The following is a 21,370-nucleotide window of genomic DNA, read 5'->3' as shown; positions in this document are numbered from 1 at the left end:
ATGAAAAAAATAGTGGGAATTTTATTTCTATTTTTAAGTCTTGTGGCTTTAAGTGATCAAAGACCACAATATATCCAGAGTTTAGAGAGTCAAATAGCGAGAGAGGATGATAGAGATAAGGCAGCAGTGCTACTAAAGGAGTATGAAAGATACTTTAAAAGTTATATAGACTCTATAAGTGGTGATGAAAATCAAGTTTTTTATCTGGGAGACCAGTATTTTAGAAATAGAAAATATGAGAGAGCGGCACAAATTTTTAGTAGTAATATAGATAGTTCAAGAAATCTATTTGGAGCTGCAACAAGTTACAGATTTATAGGTGACTACAATAAGGCAGTGGATTTTTATAGCGTGGCAATCAGTGTAGAACCAACTATGAAAGAGGCTTATTTGGGAAGAGGGTTGGCTTATAGAAATTTAGGAAGATACAATAAAGCTGTGGATGATATCCAGATTTATATGAATTATTCTCCAAGTGTAGAGGGTTTTTTAGCTCTAGGAGATATCTATTTAGCAGAGAAAAAAATTGAAAGAGCAAGAGAAGTTTTACAGGAAGGAAGAAGACTATATCCACAATCAAAAGAGATTAGCAACATGTTAACATCTACATATTCTAGATAGAAGAGGTGGAAGATGGAGTGGTATCGATTAAAATTAATAGGTTTAAAAAATAGTAAGATTAGAGTTTTAATGGAAAATTGTAAAAGATACAAGGAAATTTTTGAAAAATTAGAAGAACTTACAAATACCTTAAATTTAACTACAGATGATACCCAATTAATTTTGAATTCAAAAAACTGTGAAAAATATTTGGAGGTTATGGATTATTTAGAAAATAATGGAATAGGACTTATAGATATGAATGACTATAGATATTCTGAAAGTTTGAAAAATATCACAAAACCTCCACTTTTTCTTTTTTATAAAGGAAATGTAGAACTTTTAAATAAAAAGAGAGTAATAGGAGTAGTAGGAACAAGAAGAGCTACTAAATATGGAGAACTAGGTTGTGAAAGAGTGATTAAAAATCTCGTAGATGGAGGAGTTGTTATTGTCAGTGGATTGGCTTTAGGAATAGATTCTATTGCACATACAGAAACTCTAAAATTAAAAGGGAGTACCATAGCAGTTTTAGGTTGTGGTATAGATGTATACTATCCACAAGCAAATATAGGTATCAGAAAAGAGATTGAAAAATATGGGTTGGTAATTTCAGAGTTCCCATTGGGAATGAGACCTATTCCTAAAAATTTCCCAATAAGAAATAGAATAATAGCTGGATTATCTAAGGGAATAGCTGTTATTGAAAGTAGTTTAAAAGGGGGAAGTCTAATAACAGCAAACCTCTCTTTAGATGAGGGAAGAGATGTTTTTGCTATCCCAGGGGATATAACATATCCTCTATCCCAAGGTTGTAATGAACTCATAAAATCATCTCAAGCAAAACTTATAACATCGGGAGATGATATTTTAAAGGAGTATGGTTGGGATAAAAAAAATGAAAAAGGTGAAAACTTTAATAGATTAATAGGAATAAAACTAGAGATATATAGTGTATTAAAAACGAAAATGCATCTAGAGGAAATAAAACAGAAAATCACTTGTGATACGAATGAACTATTGAGTAATTTAATGGAGTTAGAAATAGAGGGATATATTCAAAGCCTGCCAGCTGGAAACTATAGAAGGTGTTTGTAAATAGGAAACTTAATGACCTTAGTTGATTTTTTTAACAATTTCTAATATAATTAAGAGCGAATAATGTATATAGAGAAAAAATTAGGGGTGAAAGCAGTGGCGAAAAAAAATTTAGTAATAGTAGAATCACCTGCAAAAGCGAAAACAATTGAAAAAATATTGGGGAATAATTTTCATGTTACAGCTTCTTTTGGACATGTAAGAGATTTACCTAAAAGTAAAATAGGAGTGGATGTAGCAGATGATTTTAAACCTAGCTATTCTACGATAAGAGGAAAAGGGGATGTAATAAAAACTTTAAAGGATTTAGCAAAAAAATCAAATAAAGTATACTTGGCATCAGACCCGGATAGAGAAGGAGAAGCTATTGCGTGGCACATAGCTCAAACATTAAAATTAGATGAAAATGAAGCTAATAGAATAGAGTTTAATGAGATAACAAATGGAGCAATAAGAGAGGCTATAAAAAATCCAAGAAAAGTTGATATAAATAGAGTGAATGCTCAACAAGCAAGAAGGATTTTAGATAGATTGGTAGGATATGAGATAAGTCCGCTTCTATGGAAGTCAATCTCTTCAAATACCAGTGCTGGAAGAGTGCAATCGGTTGCTTTAAAATTAATATGTGATTTAGAGGATAAGATTACAAAATTTATTCCTGAAAAATTTTGGGATATAAAAGGTGAGTTTGAAAATAAAATGAACCTTTCTCTTTATAAAATAGAGGGAAAAAGATTTGAAAGAGTAACTGATGAGGATATTGTAAAAAATATACAGCTGACTTTAAACTCAGAGTATGCAGTTATAAATTCAAAGGTATCTAAAAAGACTAAGAACCCTCCATTACCACTAAAAACAAGTACATTACAGCAACTTTCTTCATCTTATTTAGGATTTTCTGCATCGAAAACTATGTCAGTAGCTCAAGGACTATATGAGGGTGTAAGTATAGATGGAAACCAAAAAGGTTTGATTACCTATATGAGAACAGACTCTACAAGAATATCAGATGAAGCAAAAGATATGGCAAAAAGCTATATTTTAGAAAATTTTGGAAAAGAGTATTTAGGTAAAGAGGGAGCTAAAAAGAAAAAAGATGAAAAGATACAGGATGCCCATGAAGCGGTTAGACCAACTGATATCTATTTAGAGCCAGATAAAATAAAAAAGGATTTAGCACCAGATCAATATAAACTTTATAAACTTATATGGGAAAGATTTATGATATCTCAACTTGCTCCTATGCAGTATGAGCAATTTGAAATAATCTTAGAAAATGGAGATTATCAGTTTAGAGGTACATTAAATAAGATAACTTTTGATGGATACTATAAAGTTTTTAAAGATGAAGAGGATCTTCCACTGGGAGAGTTCCCTTCAATAAATGAGGGAGATTTCCTAAAACTAAAAAAATTGAATATAAAGGAGGATTGGACAAAACCACCTTCAAGATTGACAGAGTCCTCTTTAGTAAAAAAATTAGAGGCTGATGGAATAGGTAGACCATCTACATATGCTTCAATAATAGAGACTTTAAAAAAGAGAGAGTATGTTGTGATTGAAGGAAAAAGTTTTGTTCCAACAGAGCTAGGATATGAGATAAAATCAATTCTGGAAAAAAACTTTAAAGATATAATGGATGTTAAATTTACAGCCTCATTAGAGGATGGCTTGGACTTAGTTGAAGAGGGAGAAAGAGATTGGATTGAGATACTAAAAGATTTCTACTCAAAACTTTCAAGGGATTTAGAACTATATAAAGTTAAGGTAGAGGAGGAATCTAGTAGAATTATAATGTCAGATGTTCCATGTCCATGTGGAACTGGAAATATGATTATGAAAAATGGTAGATTCGGAAGATACCTTTGTTGTACAGATGAAAATTGTAAAGAAAAATACTCTTTAAAAGGGATTGATATACCGTTAGAGGATATAAAAAATGGAAGTATAAAAGTTAGAGAGTTATTGGAAGAGCAATTGAGAGTTAAGCAAGGAAAGTTGACAGATGTATTTTTAAGTAATGGAAGCAGACTTCTTCTAAAACTAGGACGTTTTGGTAGTTACTTAGAGAGTGAAAACTTCAAAGAGGATAATGAGAGAGTATCTTTACCTGGAGAGGTGAAAAAACTCCTTATGAATGGTACAATAGAAGAGAAAAATGGAATCGTTCAGTTAAAATGGATAATGGACAAAATCCAAAAGGAAGAGGATGAGATTCTAAAAAATGCTGGAAATTGTGAAAAGTGTGGAAGACCATTTAAAATTGGAAGAGGTAGATGGGGTAAATTCCTAGCTTGTACTGGGTATCCAGAGTGTAAAAATATAAAAAAATTGGAAAAAGAAAAAAAAGATTAGTTAAAAGGACTCGCCTTTTTAGGCGAGGCTTTTGTATGTATAAAAAAAGGAGAACAGATGATAAATAAAGAGGTTATAGTAATAGGAGCTGGATTGGCTGGTTCAGAGGCAGCTTATCAATTGGCAAAAAATGGAGTGAAAGTTAAATTGTATGAGATGAGACCTAAAGTTTCAACAGAAGCTCATAAAAGTGATAAGTTTGCAGAATTAGTATGCAGTAACTCTTTAGGTGGAGACCATTTAGGAAATGCATCAGGATTGATGAAAGAGGAACTTAGAAGAATGGGATCGCTACTTATTGAGATAGCAGATGAAGTAAAAGTTCCAGCAGGACAGGCTTTAGCCGTAGATAGAGAGGGATTTTCAGAAAAAGTTACAAAGATATTGCACTCTATAGAAAATATAGAGATAATAAATGACGAACTGAAAGAGATACCAAAAGATAAGATAGTTGTAGTAGCTAGTGGACCATTGACATCAGAGGATCTATCAAAAAATATAGGGGAGTTACTGGAGCAAGATTATCTATATTTCTATGATGCAGCAGCTCCAATTGTAACTTTAGAATCAATAGATAAAAATAAAGTATATTTTCAATCGAGATATGATAAAGGGGATGGAGAGTATATAAACTGTCCTATGAATAAAGAGGAGTATGAAGCTTTTTATGAGGCTCTAATATCAGCTGAAAGAGCACCTTTGAAAAAATTTGAAGAGGAAAAGTTATTTGAAGCTTGTATGCCTGTAGAAAGAATAGCTCAAAGAGGATTTAAAACTCTACTATTTGGACCACTAAAACCAAAGGGATTAGTTAATCCTAGAACAGAGAAAGAGGATTTTGCTGTAGTTCAATTAAGACAGGATGATAAAGATGGAAAGCTATATAATTTGGTAGGGTTCCAAACAAACTTAAAGTGGGGAGAGCAAAAAAGAGTTTTCTCTATGATTCCAGGACTTGAAAATGCAGAGTTTGTAAGATATGGAGTTATGCATAGAAATACATTTATAAATTCAACAAAACTATTGACACCTGCTTTGAATTTAAAAAATAATGAGGATATATACTTTGCTGGACAGATAACAGGTGGAGAGGGATATGTATGTGCTATTGCTACAGGATTAATGGTTGCAACAAATATTCTTAGAAAAATGGATGGGAAAGAACCTCTGGTACTAGATGATAGAAGTTCTATTGGAGCGATTATAAAATATATAACAGAGGAAAAGAAAAATTTCCAACCAATGGGACCAAATTTTGGTGTTATAAAATCTTTAGATGAAAGAATTAGAGATAAAAAAGAGAAGTATAATAAAATATCTAAAATAGCTTTGGACTATTTAGATGAAAAGTTAAGTCAAGAGAAGTAAAAGGAGTTTGGGATGGGTACTCTTAATTTATTAGGGGATATAAAGGAGTTTTTATATCACTGTGAATTTGCTAAAGGAAAAAGCTTAAATACAATAAAATCATTACGAATAGATCTGTATAGATTTAATGAATATATTGTAAAATGCAATGATTTAGAGAAAATATCAGATATAGATGGATTTAATTTTAGAGAGTTCCTAATAGAGCTTCAAGGTAGTGATATAGGAAAAAGATCTTTAAATAGAAAGATCTCCTCTTTAAAATCGTTTTTTAAACACCTAAAAGATACTGGGAAAGTTAAGAATAATCCTGCTCAACTGATTGTAGCTCCAAGTTATGATAGGGGAGTTCCAGAGGTACTTGAACTAGAGGAGATAAGAAGGATTAGAAAAGCCATAGAGTTAAAAAATTATCATAGTTTAAGAGATAGATTAATTGTAGAACTGCTATATTCTAGCGGAATCACATCGCAAGAGCTTCTAGGATTAGGAGAGGAAGTCTTTAATTTAGATGAGAGACAAGTTATTGTAATGAGCTTTAAAAAGTATAGAACGGTGTTTTTCAGTGAAAGAGCAAAAGAGTTCTTTAAAAGATATGTGGCAGCAAAAAAGGAGAAGCTGGGAGATAAATACAGTAAGGAGATACTATTTGTCAATGGGTCAGGAGGTAGACTAACAGATCGTTCCCTAAGAAGACTTATTGATAGATATGGTATAAAGGCTGGAATAACTAAAGAGATTAGTCCCCATAGTTTCAGACATACATTTGCAGTGCATATGTTGGAGAATGGAATAAGTTTATTGCAACTTCAAAAACTTTTAGGCCACTCAAATTTAGATTCAACAAAAATATATTTAGAAGCTTTAGAGAAAAAAAAGAAAAAAGAGTTGTCTAAAGAGTTAGAGTTAAAATGATATAAAAATATTAATAGTATAGATTGAAGGAGAGTTTATGATAAAAAAATGTATAGGATGTGGAATTGAACTTCAAGGAGAAAATCCAAATTCCAATGGATATTTACCTAAATCAGTTTTAGAAAGCGACAGTAAAGAGCTACTTTGTCAAAGATGCTTTAAAATAAAAAACTATGGACAGTATATTCCTATAAAAATGACAAAAGAGGACTATAGAAAAGAGGTTCAAAAAAGCTTAGAGGAAGCGGATGTAGCTATACCGGTATTTGATATTATAGATTTTGAGGGATCTTTTGATGATGAGATATTGGATATTTTAAGAGAGATGGACTCAATTGTAGTGATAAATAAGTTAGATTTAATTCCAGATGATAAGCACCCATCTGAAGTTGCCGATTGGGTTAAAGAGAGATTGGGAGAGGAAGGAGTATCTCCACTTGATATAGCGATAGTGAGTTCAAAGAATGGGTATGGAATAAATGGAATATTTAAAAAAATAAAACATTTCTATCCAGAGGGAGCCAATGCTTTAGTTTTAGGAGTTACTAATGTTGGTAAATCAAGTATTATAAATAAGCTTATAGGAGCAAAAAGAGTAACTGTATCGAAGTTTCCAGGAACAACTTTAAAAAGTGTTAAAACTGAGATTCCTTTCTCAAAAATAACACTTATAGATACACCAGGATTGATCCCATCTGGAAGATTCTCTGACTTTGTATGTCAAGAGTGTAACCAAAATATAATTCCAGCTAATGAGATATCAAGAAAGACTTATAAGGTGCAAAAAGATAGAGTTATACTAATTGGTGGAATGATTCAAATGAGAGTATTAAATGAAGATGATTTAAAACCTATATTCTCATTATACGCATCAAAAGATGTAACATTCCATGAAACTAATGTAGAAAAAGCAAAGGAACTAATGCAAAGAGCGGAGTTTTTAACTCCACCATGTGATAGTTGTAGAGATGAGTTTAATGAGTTAGAAAAAAATGTGGAAGTTTTTACAGTGGAAACTGGAGAGGAATTAGTGTTTAAAGGTCTTGGATGGCTATCTGTAAAAAGAGGTCCATTAGAGGTTGAAATAACATCACCTAAAGGTGGAGATATAATTATTAGAGAGGCTTTTATAAAACCAAAAAGATAGAGTGAGGTTATAGAAGTATGGAAAAAGACGGAAGAATAACTACTTTAAATTGGATTATAAATATAGCTGTAACTATTTTATTTATATATCTAGCTATGAGAGGAATTGATGATCTAACAGGGACATATAAAATTGATGAAACTATTAGAAATACAAAAGAGTTAAGAATCGCTTTAGAAAAATACTATCAAATAACAGGAACTTATCCTGACTTAACTAAAGCTGGAGCAAATATGAATCTTCATATCTTAGATTATGTGGATTCTAATGGGCAAAAAATCTCCTTTGCAGAGATTTATGGACGTAAAAGTTTGGCAAAAACCTATGGAAGTAACGCTATAATAGCTTCTAACAATGTATATGATGTACAGGATTTTGAGAATGCTAGTAAAAATGGCGGATGGAACTATAACTATTCTCAGAAAACTGGGGAGATTCATCCAAACTTACCAGAGGATATATATTTAGAAAAAGTAAACTGGTTTAGACAGTAAAGAACATAAATGGAGGAAAGTAAATGTACGATATTATATTTTTAGGTGGAGGACAAGCTGGAGTTTTCGGAGCTTATGAAGCCATTAAAAAAAATAAGGATTTAAGGATTTTAGTTTTAGACAAAGGAAGAATGTTGACACAGAGAGTTTGTCCAAAAGAAAAGTTAGGAACATGCGTAAAGTGTCCTACTTGTGCAATAATTTATGGAGTTTCTGGGGCAGGAGCTTTCTCTGATTCTAAATTCAATATGGATTATAGAGTTGGTGGAGATGTACACGTTCTAACAGGAAAGACAATAGTAAATGAAACAATCCAGTATGTGGCTAATATTTATAAAGATTTTGGATTTGATGAAAAGCCATCAGGATTAGAGTATAATCAGGTTATGTTAGATATAAAGAAAAGATGTATTGAGAACAATGTTCAATTGGTAGATACACCAACAATGCATCTAGGAACAGATGGTTCAAGAGAGTTATATACAAAGTTAGTAAACTCTCTTTTAGAAAAAGGTGTAGAGTTTATAACAGAGAGATCAGCTGAGGGGCTAATAATTGAAAACGGTGAAATAAAAGGAGTAACTGTAAAAAATAAAAAGGATGAAGTAGAGAACTACTATGCAAAAAATGTTGTAATAGGTTTAGGTAGAAGCGGTGCTAAAAAACTTATGGAGATGTGTGAAGAGTCAGGAGTTTCCTATGAGACTGGAGCGGTGGATTTAGGAGTTAGAGTGGAGATTCCAGATTTAGTAATGAAGGATATCAATGAAAACTTCTATGAAGCTAAGATGATCTACCATACAACAAAATATAGAGATAAAATGAGAACTTTCTGTTCAAACCCAAGTGGATTTATAGCGGCTGAAAAGCATAGTGATGATGTTGTATTAGCAAATGGACATGCTTATAAAGATAAAAAGTCACAAAATACAAACTTGGCACTGCTATGTACTAAAACATTTACAGAACCATTTAAGCAACCATTTGAGTATGCAACAGCAATAGCAAAGATGTCATCAATGTTAACTGGTGGAAAGATATTAATGCAATCCTACGGAGACCTTAAAGTTGGAAGAAGATCAACAGATGAATCTATAGCTAGATTAAATATTATACCTACAACAGAGGATTATGTAGCTGGAGATATAGCTCTTGCTTGTCCTAAGAGAATTCTTGACAACATTATAGAGTTTATTGAAGTGCATGACAAAATAACACCAGGGTTCGCATCAAGTGATTTATTATTATATTTCCCTGAGATTAAATTTAGAAGTACAAGAATAAAAATAGATGCTAATATGGAAACTAATATAAAGGGGCTATATGCAGCAGGGGATAGTTCAGGATATGGAAGTGGATTGAACATCGCCGCAGTAATGGGGATATTAGCTGTAAGACATATAATTTCTAAATAATATGGAGGAGTATAATGGGATTTTTTAATAAACTTTTCGGTAGAAAAAAAGAGGAGAAAGTTGAAGAGCAAAAAGAAAAGTTAGAACAGGAGATAGTTCAAGAGGAGATTGATTCTAGCAATGAACTTAAAGAGGAAAGAGAAGAGGAAGAGAAAAAAATAGATGAGGCAGTGGAAAAATCTGTTCAAGATGAGACCGTTGAAGAGGAAAAAATTGAAGCGGAAAAAGCTGAAGATGAAGAGATAAAAGATGAAGTGGTCTATGTAGAAAAACCAAAAGTTGAAAAAAGAAGCTTCTTCGCCTCATTAAAGGAGAAACTATTTAAATCAAGAGAGGGACTGTTTGGAACTTTAAAGAATATCTTTACAGGAAAGTCAATAGTGGATGGAGAGATGTATGAGGAGTTGGAAGACACCTTAGTGCAATCAGATATTGGTATCGAGATGACTTTAAAAATTGTTAGAGATTTAAAAGCTGAGGTAAAGGCTAGAGGAGTAAAGAAGCCAGAGGATGTGTATCCTGTATTAAAGGATGTTCTAGAAAGTTATCTAATAACTGAGGATACTAAATTAGATATTCAACCAGGTAGAATGAATGTAATTTTAATAGTGGGAGTTAATGGTGTAGGAAAAACAACTACTATTGGAAAAATTGCAGCAAAATTGGTTAAAGAGAATAAAAAAGTTGTAATTGGTGCAGCGGATACATTTAGAGCTGCAGCAGTTGAGCAGTTAGAAGAGTGGACAAAAAGAGCTGGAGCTGAGCTTGTTAAACACCCTGATGGAGCAGACCCAGGAGCGGTAGTCTTTGATACACTAAAAGCTGGAGAGGATAAAAATGCAGATGTTGTAATTATAGATACTGCAGGAAGACTACACAATAAAAATAACTTAATGAAAGAGTTAGAAAAGATAAACAATATTATAAAGAAAAAAATAGGAGACCAACCTTATGAATCAATACTGGTTTTAGATGGAACTACAGGTCAAAATGGATTGATTCAAGCAAGAGTATTTAATGAAGTGACAAAATTAACAGGATTCATTGTTACAAAATTAGATGGAACAGCTAAGGGAGGAATACTATTTAGCATCTCTGAAGAGTTAAAAAAACCTATAAAATACATAGGTGTTGGAGAAGGAATAGAGGATTTAAGAGAGTTCAATAGTAAAGAGTACATACAAGCAATTTTTGACTAATATATTAAAAAAAATAGAATTTCTGTTGTAAATATATATAAAATTTGTTAATATATAGTTGAAAATTACGAGCACTATTACAGTATGATTAAAAAAGTGCAATTTATTTAATAAAATTCAAGGAGGACTTAAAGTGAGCATTATAGTTCAAATTAAAGAAAAAGCAAAAACTTTAGGAAACAAAATAGTTCTTCCTGAAGCTACTGATGAGAGAGTAATCAGAGCGGCTGCAGGAGTAGTTGAGGAGAAGTTAGGAACTCCAGTTTTAGTAGGAGATGTAGAAACAATAAAAACATTTGCTGCTAACTTAGGAGTATCTTTAGAGGGTGTTGAGATTATAGATCCAAAAACTACTGACAAATTAGCTTCATATGTAGAAAAATTATGTGAATTAAGAGCAAAAAAAGGGATGACTCCAGAGGAAGCAGAAAGAATCTTAACATCTGATGTTAACTTCTTTGGTGCTATGATGGTTAAAATGGGAGACGTAGCAGGAATGGTTTCTGGATCAGACTCACCTACAGCTAATGTTTTAAGAGCAGGATTACAAGTTGTTGGAACAAAGCCAGGAGTAAAAACTGTATCATCAGTATTCTTAATGGAGTTAAAGCACAATGTAGAAACTTATGGAGAGATTTTAGTATTTGGAGACTGTGCTGTAATTCCTGAGCCAACATCAGAGCAATTGGCTGATATCGCGTCAGAAGCAGCTGTAACAGCATCAACAGTAGCAGGATTAGATCCAAAAGTTGCACTTATGTCATTCTCTACAAAGGGATCAGCAAAGCATGATTCAGTAGATGTTGTAAAAAGAGCGGGAGAGATTTTAAGAGAAAGAGATGCGAAATTTGCATTTGAAGAGGAATTACAAGCAGACGCTGCTTTAGTAGCATCAGTGGGAGCTAAAAAAGCTCCAAACTCTACAGTTGCAGGAAAAGCTAATGTATTAATTTTCCCTAACTTAGCAGCAGGAAACATTGGATATAAATTAGTTCAAAGATTGGCTGATGCTGAGGCATATGGTCCTTTAATTCAAGGATTAGCAGCTCCAATAAATGACTTATCTAGAGGATGTTCAGTTAAAGATATCGTAGATTTAACTGCAATAACTTCAGTACAAGCTGGAAAATAATAGCGATTTAATAGATTTAAATTAAGGGTAAAAAATCTGTAAGGGGTAGAGATACCCCCTACTGATCAAATATATTAAAAAAAAATAAAATTAAGGTGGTAAATTTAATGAAAGTTTTAGTTATTAACTGTGGTAGTTCATCTCTAAAGTACCAATTATTAAATCCTGAGTCAGGAGAGCTTTTTGCAATTGGTCTTTGTGAAAGAATTGGAATTGAAGGTTCAAAAATGGAGTATGAGACTCCAGCTAATGATTTTGAAATCGAAATAAAGCAAGATATGCCAACTCATAAAGAAGCTTTAGAGTTAGTAATAAATGCTATTACAAACCCAGAGTATGGAGTAATAAAATCAGTTGATGAGATTGATGCAATCGGTCACAGAGTAGTACACGGTGGAGAGAAGTTCGCTTCATCAGTATTAGTAACTCCAGAAGTTATGACAGCTATGGAGGAGTGTTCAGAGTTAGCTCCATTACATAACCCTGCAAACTTATTAGGAATCAGAACAATGCAAGAGTTAATGCCAGGAAAACCAAATGTTGGAGTATTTGATACATCATTCCACCAAACAATGCCAAAAGAAGCTTATATGTATGCATTACCATATGAGGATTATACAGATTTAAAAGTTAGAAAATACGGATTCCACGGAACATCTCATAAATTCGTTTCAGGAGTAGCTAGAGAGTTATTAGGAAACCCAGCTGAGTCAAAAATAATCGTATGTCACTTAGGAAACGGTGGATCAATATCTGCAGTAAAAAATGGAAAATGTATAGATACAACAATGGGATTAACTCCATTACAAGGAATTATGATGGGAACTAGATGTGGAGATATCGATCCAGCAGCAGTTTTATTCATAAAAAATAAAAGAGGATTATCTGATAAAGAGATGGATGACAGAATGAACAAAAAATCTGGAATCTTAGGAGTATTTGGAGAGTCTTCTGACTGTAGAGATATGGAAGTTGCAGCAGCAGCAGGAAACGAGAGAGCAATATTAGCTGAAAATATGTTCGCTTACAAAATTAGAGGATATGTTGGAAACTATGCAGCTCAAATGGGTGGAGTAGACGCAATTTGCTTCACTGGAGGAATTGGAGAGAACTCTGGAAAAGTAAGAGAAGATGTATTAAAAGGATTAGAGTTTATTGGAGTTGAATTAGATAAAGAGGTTAACTCTAAGAGACAAAAAGGAAATGTTGTTTTAAGTAAAGAAACATCTAAGGTAAAAGTATTCAAAATACCTACAAATGAAGAGTTAGTAATAGCTAGAGATACTTATGAAATTGTAAACGCTACAAAGTAATTTGTATCAAAAGCTGTTTAAAAAATAAACATATTAGTCAGTAAAAATTATATTTGGTTGAATTAGTTTAAAAATTTCTTAAAAAAATCAAGAACTTTAATTGACAATTAATAGGATTGCTCGTAAAATAGAGTTAACTTTAGAGTCAATTAAAAAAGGGAGGACAATTCAAATGGCTAAAAAAATGCAAACTATGGATGGTAACCAAGCTGCAGCATATGCATCATATGCTTTTACAGAAGTGGCAGGTATCTATCCAATAACTCCATCATCGCCAATGGCTGAGTACACTGACGAGTGGGCATCAAGAGGAATGAAAAATATGTTTGGAGTTCCAGTAAAAGTTGTTGAAATGCAATCAGAGGCAGGAGCAGCTGGAACAGTTCACGGATCTTTACAAGCAGGAGCTTTAACAACAACATATACAGCATCACAAGGATTACTACTAAAAGTTCCTAACATGTACAAAATAGCAGGAGAGCTTTTACCAGGAGTTATCCATGTATCAGCGAGATCACTAGCAGCACAAGCGCTATCAATCTTTGGAGATCACCAAGACGTTTATGCAGCTAGACAAACTGGATTTGCTATGTTATTTGAGAGTTCAGTACAAGAAGTAATGGATTTAGCAGGAGTTGCGCATTTAGCAGCAATTAAATCTAGAGTTCCGTTCATGAATATATTTGATGGATTCAGAACTTCACACGAAATTCAAAAAGTTGAAGTAATGGATTATGATGTATTCAAGAGACTAGTTGATATGGACGCTATTAAAGCTTTCAGAGAAAGAGCTTTAAATCCAGAGCATCCAGTAACAAAAGGAACAGCACAAAACGACGATATCTACTTCCAAACTAGAGAGGTACAAAACAAGTTCTACGATGCAGTACCTGCAATTGTAGCTAACTACATGGAAGAGATTTCTAAAGTAACAGGAAGAGATTATAAGCCATTTAACTATTATGGAGCAGCAGATGCAGAGCATATTGTTATTGCTATGGGATCTGTATGTGAAACATTAATAGAGACAGTTGATTATTTAGTAGGAAAGGGAGAAAAGGTAGGACTTATCAATGTTCACCTATACAGACCATTCTCTGCTGAGTACTTCTTCAATGTATTCCCTAAGACAGTTAAGAAAATTGCTGTACTAGATAGAACAAAAGAGCCTGGAGCATTAGGAGAGCCATTATATATGGACGTTAGAGGACTATTCTACGGAATGGAAAACGCTCCTGTAATCGTAGGTGGAAGATATGGATTATCTTCAAAAGATACAACACCAGCACAGATGAAAGCTGTATTTGATAATTTAAAACAAGATGAGCCAAAAAATGGATTTGTAGTAGGTATCAATGATGACGTTACTTTCAAATCACTTGAAGTTGGACCACACATTGAGACAGGAGCAGAGGGAGTAAGAGAGTGCTTATTCTTCGGTCTTGGATCAGATGGAACAGTTGGAGCTAACAAAAACTCAATCAAAATTATTGGAGATAAAACAGATTTATATGCACAAGGATACTTCGCATATGACTCAAAGAAATCTGGAGGATCAACAAGATCACACTTAAGATTTGGTAAACATCCAATTAAATCAACTTACTTAGTATCAGCACCAAACTTTGTTGCATGTTCAGTACCAGCGTACTTAACTCAATATGATATGATTGGTGGATTAAAGCAAGGTGGAACATTCCTATTGAACTGCGTATGGGATAAAGATGAGGTTATAGCTCATTTACCAAACTCAGTTAAGAAACAATTAGCAGAGAAAAATGCTAAGTTCTATATTATCAATGCTAATAAACTTGCTGCAGAGATTGGATTAGGAGGAAGAACTAATACAATAATGCAATCAGCATTCTTTAAATTAGCAGATGTTATTCCATTTGAAGATGCACAAAACTATATGAAGCAATATGCTGAAAAGTCATATGCTAAAAAAGGTGACGCTATTGTAAAAATGAACTATGAGGCTATCGATAAGGGAGCTGGAGAATTAGTTCAAATAGCTGTTGATCCTTCATGGGCTAACTTAACAGTTGAGGCTGTAGAAGAGAAAGGAACTTGCTCTTGTACAGGATGTGGATGTGGATCAACATCTAAATTAGAATCATTTGTTGAGAAAATCGCAAAACCTGTAAATGCATTAAAAGGTGAAGAGTTACCAGTTTCTACATTCTTAGGATATGAGGATGGAACATTTGAGAACGGAACAACTGCTTTTGAAAAGAGAGGAGTTGCAGTAAACGTTCCTGAGTGGAAATCAGAAAACTGTATCCAATGTAACCAGTGTTCATTCGTTTGTCCACACGCAGTAATAAGACCATTCTTAATGACTGCTGAGGAGAAAGCGGGAGCACCAAACGAGTTAAAAACAAAAACTCCAATTGGAAAAGGTTTAGAAGGATTAGAGTACAAAATTCAAGTATCTCCTTTAGATTGTACAGGATGTGGACTTTGTGCCAACGTATGTCCAGCTAAAGAGAAAGCTTTAGTAATGGTACCAATCGGACAAGAGGTTGAAAAAGGAGAGCAAGAAAATGCTGATTACCTATTCAACAATGTAACTTACAAAGATGAGTTTATGCCTAAAACATCAGTAAAAGGATCACAATTTGCACAACCATTATTCGAGTTCCACGGAGCTTGTGGAGGATGTGGAGAAACTCCTTATATTAAAGCAATAACTCAATTATTTGGAGACAGAATGATGATAGCTAACGCTACAGGATGTTCTTCAATCTATGGAGGATCAGCACCATCAACTCCATATACAACAAATAGCTGTGGAGAAGGTCCATCATGGGGTAACTCATTATTTGAGGATAACGCAGAGTTTGGATACGGAATGGCAACAGCTGTTGAAACAATGAGAGATAGAATCCAAACAATCATGGAAGCAAACATGGCAAATGTTTCTCCAGAGGTTGCAGCAATGTTTGCTGAGTGGATTGAAAATAGAGCAGATGGAAACAAAACAAAAGAGATTAGAGACAGATTAGTTCCAGCTTTAGAGGCATGTAACTGTGGAGTATCAACAGAGATTTTAGAGTTAAAACAATATCTAGTTAAGAAATCACAATGGATATTTGGAGGAGACGGATGGGCTTATGACATCGGTTACGGAGGATTAGACCACGTTTTAGCTTCTTCAGATGACGTTAACGTTTTAGTAATGGATACAGAGATTTACTCTAATACTGGAGGACAAGCATCTAAGTCAACTCAAACAGGAGCAGTAGCGAAATTCGCAGCAGCAGGAAAACCTAATAAGAAGAAAGACTTAGCAGCAATTGCAATGTCTTATGGACATATCTATGTTGCACAAGTATCTATGGGAGCTAACCAAGCTCAATACTTAAAAGCTATAGCTGAAGCTGAGGCATATCCAGGACCATCATTAATCATCGCTTATGCACCTTGTATCAGTCATGGATTAAAGAGCGGAATGGGTAACAGCCAACTTGAGATGAAAAAAGCTACTGAGTGTGGATACTGGCCAATATTCAGATACAATCCTCTATTGGAGAAAGAAGGAAAAAATCCTCTTCAAATCGATTGTAAAGAACCTAACTGGGATAACTACAATGACTACTTAATGGGAGAGGTTAGATATGCAACATTAGCAAAATCTCATCCAGAGCATGCAAAAGAGTTATTCACTAAAAATAAATCAGAGTCTCAAAGAAGATGGAGACAATATCAAAGACTTGCATCATTAGACTTCACAGCAGAAGCTAAGTAATTCTTTGAATTAGAAGGGTAGGATAGAAATATCTTACCCTTTTTTTATTAGAAAACTTTTTTGTAAATTAATGTATTATTTGGTATAATTAAGAGTAAGCAGCAAAAAAGAAAGGGTGAAAAGATGAAAATATCTGTTGCAATGATAACTTTTAACGAGGAGAAGATATTAAGAAAAACTCTAGAATCAGTTAAAAACTTAGTAGATGAAATAGTTATTGTAGATAGTGGATCAACAGATGATACTGAAAATATAGCTAAAGAGTTTGGCGCTAGATTTTATAAGGAATCTTGGAAGGGATATGGACCTCAGAGAAACTCAGCTATAGAAAAGTGTGAAGGGACATGGATCTTAAATATAGATGCAGATGAGGAGATTTCAGAGGAGTTAAAAAATAAAATATTGGATATCACTAGCGATAAAAAAAATAAAAAAGAGATATATAAAATAAATAGATTGTCAGTATGCTTTGGAAAAAAGATAAAACATGGTGGCTGGGGAACATCTTATGCCATAAGATTGTTTAAAAAAGGAGCTGGAATCTTTAATGACAATGTTGTGCATGAGAGCTTTGAAACAGATAAAGAGATATATAAAATAAAGGAAAATATATATCACCACTCATACTTAACAATGGAGGATTACTTCAATAGATTTAATAGATACACAACTGAGGGAGCAAAAGATTATTATAATAAAGGGAAAAAAGTGGGGATTTTTGATATCACTCTAAATCCAATATATAAATTTTTAAAGATGTATATATTTAGATTGGGATTTTTAGATGGGGTTGAAGGATTTGTTATAGCTTCAACAAGTTCATTGTATTCGATGATTAAATATTTTAAATTAAGGGAGATGTATAAGAATGGCTCATACATACAAAAGAATAATAATAGCAAGAACGGATAAAATAGGTGACTTAATTCTATCGATCCCTAGTTTTTTTATGATAAGAAAAATGTATCCCGATGCTGAAATAACTTTATTAGTGAGAAATTATAATTATAATATAGTAAAAAACTTACCCTATATAAATAGGGTTGTTCAAATAGATAGATATAGACAAAAAGAGCTTTTAGAAAAAATAAGCTATTTTAATGCAGATGTATTCATAGCTTTGTATGTGGATAAATTTGTCATGGAGCTGGCAAAAGCTAGTAAAGCTAAGATAAAGATAGGACCTCTTTCAAAATTAAAATCCTTCTTTGTATTTAATAGAGGTGTTTTACAAAAGAGATCTAAATCGATAAAACATGAGGCTGAGTATAATTTAGATTTAATAAAAAAACTTGATAAAAAACTTTTTGAAGAGAGATTTGAAATAAATACACAGATTTTTTTAGATAAAAGTAACTTAGATGCGGCAGAGAAGTTTTTTAAAGATAATAGTATTGGGACAAAGACCTTGGTTGTAAATCCATTTATGGGAGGTTCAGCTAAGAATATAACTGATGAGCAATATGCCGATATTATAAGAGAGGTTATAGATAGAGAAAGAGATGTAGATGTTATTATAACTGCTCATATCTCAGATGAGGAAAGAGGGTTGAAGCTTTTGGAAAAGATAGGTAGAGATAGAGTCTATCTTTTTGCCAATGGTGGAGAGTTATTAAATATTGGAGCTGTTATAAATAGAGCTAAAGTGTACTTTGGAGGTTCTACTGGACCAACACACATAGCAGGGTCTCTGCAAAAGAGTATAGTGGCATTGTATCCTAAAAAACCTACTCAAAGTCCAACAAGATGGGGAGTTTTTGGAAATGATAATGTAACATATATAATTCCAGATGAAAACTCTAAGGAGAACTATAGACACAAGGAGTTTGACTCTTATAATAAAGAAACTGAAAATAGAATAGTTCACGAGATAATAGAGAGATTGGAGAGATAGACAGTGAAAATATTAATTATACATACAGCGTTTATAGGGGATATAGTTTTATCAACACCACTATTAAAAAGAGTAAAAGAGATGTATCCTGAAGCTAAAATCACATATGTAACCACTCCTGTGGGAGCTACTATTTTAAGGAATAATCCACATATCACTGAGATAATAGAGTATGATAAAAGAGGAAATCACTCTGGAATCAAGGGACTTTTGGCTTTAGGTAGAAGATTGAGATATGAAAATTTCAATATGGTTCTTACTCCACATAGATATCTACGTAGTTCTATTTTATCATGGTTAACAAGATCTCCTAAGAGAATAGGTTATGATATTGCAAGTGGAGCTTTATTATTTACAGATAAAATCAAGTATGATAAGACTAAACATGAGGTAGAAAAACTTTTGTCATTCTTGGGAGATGTACCTAAAAACCCTAGAGAAAACTATCCAATAGAACTATATCCAAGTAAAAAAGAGAAAGAGGCAGTTGATAAAATTTGGGAAGACAATAGTTTAAGCTCTGAGAAAGTTATAGCTATAGCTCCAGGGAGCAAATGGTTCACCAAAAAATGGCCACTGGAATACTTTAATAAAGTTATAGAACTATTGGTTAAAGATGGAATAAAAGTGATTGTTATAGGTGGAAAGGATGAGTTATTCCTAAATGTTGTAAACCATAAAAATATTATAGATTTAAGAGGAAAAACCACTCTATTGGAATTGGCTGAGGTTTTAAAAAGAGTTAAAGTAGTCTTAACAAATGACTCTTCTCCAATTCATATAGCATCAGCTTTTGCAAACACCAAAATTATAGCTATTTTTGGTCCAACAGTAAAAGAGTTTGGATTTTTTCCATGGAGTGAAAATAGTAAAGTCCTTGAAGTTAATGGTTTAACATGTAGACCTTGTGCAATTCATGGTGGAGATAAATGTCCAAAAGGACATTTTAAGTGCATGCTAGAGATAAAACCTGAACAGCTGTATGGAGAGATCCTACAAGAGCTAAAGAGGTAATAATGGAAAGAGTAGTATGTAATAGTGACATAGATTTTAATCTAATAAATAAGATAAAAAGATTAGAGTTTAAAGTGATTAAAGAGTTAAAGAACGATAAGAGAAGTAAGGTTACACTGATAGAGATAGATAATAAAAGGTATGTATATAAGATACCTAAAGAGAAGAATACGAGAGTTTGGCAAAGAATTACCTCTTTAGTAAGAGGGAGTGAGAGTAAAAGAGAGTATGAAAACTACTTGAGAATACAAAAGTTAGGATTTAAGGGTCCTATTCCAATTATGTATTGGGAAAGAACAACAATGGGTATGAGTGTTGACTCTTTTTTAGTGAGTTCTTACTTAGATGGAAAATCAGCTACAAAAAAAGATCTTGATAAGGTGGGAAAACAGCTGAGAGAGATTCATAAAAAAGGATATTTGCACGGCGATTCTCAACTGGATAATTTCATAGTAAAAAATAATGAGATATATTTAATAGATGCAAAACTAATGAGAAATATATATAAAAAAGCAGGGGAAGCATATGAGTTTATATACTTAGAGGAAAGTTGTCATGAGGATATAGACATCTATGACAAAAAAAGTTTAAGTTATAAATTAGCAAAAAGTTTAAATAGTTACCTGCATTGGATTGGAAGAGTGAAAAAAACAATTCGAAGAAAGGATAGATAAATTGAGAGTTTTAATAATAAGACTTAGTTCAATTGGAGACGTTATATTGACTACTCCAGTTTTAAAAGAGTTGAAAAGAAAGTATCCAGATATTATTATAGACTTTTTGGTTATGGAAAACTTTAAAGACGCTATATCTGGGTGTCCATATATAGACAACTTAATCCTATTTAATAAGAAAAAACATGATGGATTAAAGAAGATGATAGCCTTTGGTAAAGGACTAAAAACAAATAACTATGACTATATATTTGATCTACATGCTAAAGTTAGATCAAAAGTTATAAGTAATGCAATTGGAGTCAAAACCTATACATATAAGAAAAGAAGTCTATTGAAAAGTATTTTGGTAAAAACAAAAGCAATAAAGTATAAAGTTGACGATACAATAATAAAAAATTATTTTGGGGCATTTAAAGTTTTAGGATTAGAATATATAGGTGAGGATTTAACTTTTAGTTTTGACAAAAAAGATATGGATAAATTAGATACGCTTTGTATAGAATATGAAAACGTGCCTATGATAGCTCCCGGAGCTTCTAAGGAAACTAAAAAATGGACAAAAGAAGGGTTTGCAGAATTAATAAAACTCCTTTATAATAAATATGGGAAAAAACCTATAATAATAGGTTCAAATAGTGAGTACGAGATGTGTGAACAGATTAAAAATCTTGCAGGAGATGTAGCTGTAAATTTAGCCGGGAAACTAACCTTAAAAGAGAGCGGAGCATTACTCTCAAAAGCAAAATTCTTAGTGACAAATGATTCAGGACCATTTCATATAGCGAGAGGAGTAAAGTGCCCAACCTTTGTTATATTTGGGCCTACTAGTCCAGAGATGTTTGAGTATGATAAAGAAAATGTATTGATCTATTTAAATGAACCTTGTTCACCTTGTAGCTTACATGGTGATAAAGCATGTCCACAAAAACATTTTAATTGTATGAAAAAATTAAGTGCAAAAATGGTCATGGAAATTATAGAAAAAAATGGGAGGTAAT

General features: G+C 32.8%; 17 protein-coding genes. All 17 read left to right on the top strand.

Translation table 11 applies throughout. The features are described 5' to 3' along the window. A complete protein-coding gene (locus ACMOUI_RS02775) occupies window positions 1-621 on the top strand; it encodes a tetratricopeptide repeat protein (protein ID WP_418964221.1) in 621 nt (206 codons plus the stop codon). A gap of 12 nt (window positions 622-633) precedes the next feature. Then, window positions 634-1,698 carry a DNA-processing protein DprA gene (gene dprA, locus ACMOUI_RS02770; RefSeq protein WP_418964220.1) on the top strand — a complete coding sequence of 355 codons (1,065 nt, stop codon included), beginning with the start codon at window positions 634-636 and terminating at the stop codon, window positions 1,696-1,698. Between the two features lie 63 nt (window positions 1,699-1,761). Beyond that, window positions 1,762-4,053: a type I DNA topoisomerase gene (topA, locus tag ACMOUI_RS02765; RefSeq protein WP_418964219.1), complete on the top strand. Its 2,292-nt coding sequence runs from the start codon at window positions 1,762-1,764 to the stop codon at window positions 4,051-4,053. A 60-nt stretch (window positions 4,054-4,113) separates the two neighbouring features. Then, window positions 4,114-5,421: a methylenetetrahydrofolate--tRNA-(uracil(54)-C(5))-methyltransferase (FADH(2)-oxidizing) TrmFO gene (gene trmFO, locus ACMOUI_RS02760; protein ID WP_418964228.1), complete on the top strand. Its 1,308-nt coding sequence runs from the start codon at window positions 4,114-4,116 to the stop codon at window positions 5,419-5,421. Between the two features lie 12 nt (window positions 5,422-5,433). Further along, entirely contained in the window at window positions 5,434-6,336 is a 903-nt protein-coding gene (locus ACMOUI_RS02755) for a tyrosine-type recombinase/integrase (protein ID WP_418964218.1), read from the top strand. A 37-nt stretch (window positions 6,337-6,373) separates the two neighbouring features. Then, entirely contained in the window at window positions 6,374-7,483 is a 1,110-nt protein-coding gene (yqeH, locus tag ACMOUI_RS02750) for a ribosome biogenesis GTPase YqeH (RefSeq protein ID WP_418964217.1), read from the top strand. Window positions 7,484-7,500: 17 nt separating this feature from the next. Then, window positions 7,501-7,977 (top strand): hypothetical protein, encoded by a 477-nt coding sequence (locus tag ACMOUI_RS02745; RefSeq protein WP_418964216.1) that lies wholly within the window; start codon window positions 7,501-7,503, stop codon window positions 7,975-7,977. 23 nt (window positions 7,978-8,000) lie between these two features. After that, window positions 8,001-9,392, top strand: coding sequence for an NAD(P)/FAD-dependent oxidoreductase (locus tag ACMOUI_RS02740; RefSeq protein WP_418964215.1), 1,392 nt, complete (start codon window positions 8,001-8,003; stop codon window positions 9,390-9,392). A gap of 14 nt (window positions 9,393-9,406) precedes the next feature. Beyond that, the gene (gene ftsY / locus ACMOUI_RS02735) at window positions 9,407-10,591 is read left to right on the top strand and encodes a signal recognition particle-docking protein FtsY (RefSeq protein ID WP_418964214.1); all 1,185 of its coding nucleotides are present in this window, start codon (window positions 9,407-9,409) and stop codon (window positions 10,589-10,591) included. A 133-nt stretch (window positions 10,592-10,724) separates the two neighbouring features. Then, window positions 10,725-11,723 (top strand): phosphate acetyltransferase, encoded by a 999-nt coding sequence (gene pta, locus ACMOUI_RS02730; protein ID WP_418964213.1) that lies wholly within the window; start codon window positions 10,725-10,727, stop codon window positions 11,721-11,723. Between the two features lie 107 nt (window positions 11,724-11,830). Further along, a complete protein-coding gene (locus ACMOUI_RS02725; protein ID WP_418964212.1) occupies window positions 11,831-13,036 on the top strand; it encodes an acetate/propionate family kinase in 1,206 nt (401 codons plus the stop codon). 172 nt (window positions 13,037-13,208) lie between these two features. Next, window positions 13,209-16,787: a pyruvate:ferredoxin (flavodoxin) oxidoreductase gene (gene nifJ / locus ACMOUI_RS02720; protein ID WP_418964211.1), complete on the top strand. Its 3,579-nt coding sequence runs from the start codon at window positions 13,209-13,211 to the stop codon at window positions 16,785-16,787. Window positions 16,788-16,910: 123 nt separating this feature from the next. After that, window positions 16,911-17,699, top strand: coding sequence for a glycosyltransferase family 2 protein (locus ACMOUI_RS02715; protein WP_418964210.1), 789 nt, complete (start codon window positions 16,911-16,913; stop codon window positions 17,697-17,699). Next, a complete protein-coding gene (locus tag ACMOUI_RS02710; RefSeq protein WP_418964209.1) occupies window positions 17,656-18,681 on the top strand; it encodes a glycosyltransferase family 9 protein in 1,026 nt (341 codons plus the stop codon). The genes ACMOUI_RS02715 and ACMOUI_RS02710 overlap by 44 nt, the downstream gene beginning before the upstream one ends. A gap of 3 nt (window positions 18,682-18,684) precedes the next feature. After that, a complete protein-coding gene (locus ACMOUI_RS02705; RefSeq protein ID WP_418964208.1) occupies window positions 18,685-19,695 on the top strand; it encodes a glycosyltransferase family 9 protein in 1,011 nt (336 codons plus the stop codon). A 2-nt stretch (window positions 19,696-19,697) separates the two neighbouring features. After that, window positions 19,698-20,369 (top strand): lipopolysaccharide core heptose(II) kinase RfaY, encoded by a 672-nt coding sequence (locus ACMOUI_RS02700; RefSeq protein ID WP_418964207.1) that lies wholly within the window; start codon window positions 19,698-19,700, stop codon window positions 20,367-20,369. A gap of 1 nt (window position 20,370) precedes the next feature. After that, window positions 20,371-21,369 (top strand): glycosyltransferase family 9 protein, encoded by a 999-nt coding sequence (locus tag ACMOUI_RS02695; RefSeq protein WP_418964206.1) that lies wholly within the window; start codon window positions 20,371-20,373, stop codon window positions 21,367-21,369. The last annotated feature ends 1 nt before the right edge of the window (window position 21,370 follow it).

Origin of the sequence: Cetobacterium sp. (assembly GCF_048470075.1) — a bacterium.
Lineage (GTDB): Bacteria > Fusobacteriota > Fusobacteriia > Fusobacteriales > Fusobacteriaceae > Cetobacterium_A.
The sequence above is the reverse complement of the archived record's forward strand: the minus strand, read 5'-3'. Positions and strand labels throughout refer to the sequence as shown.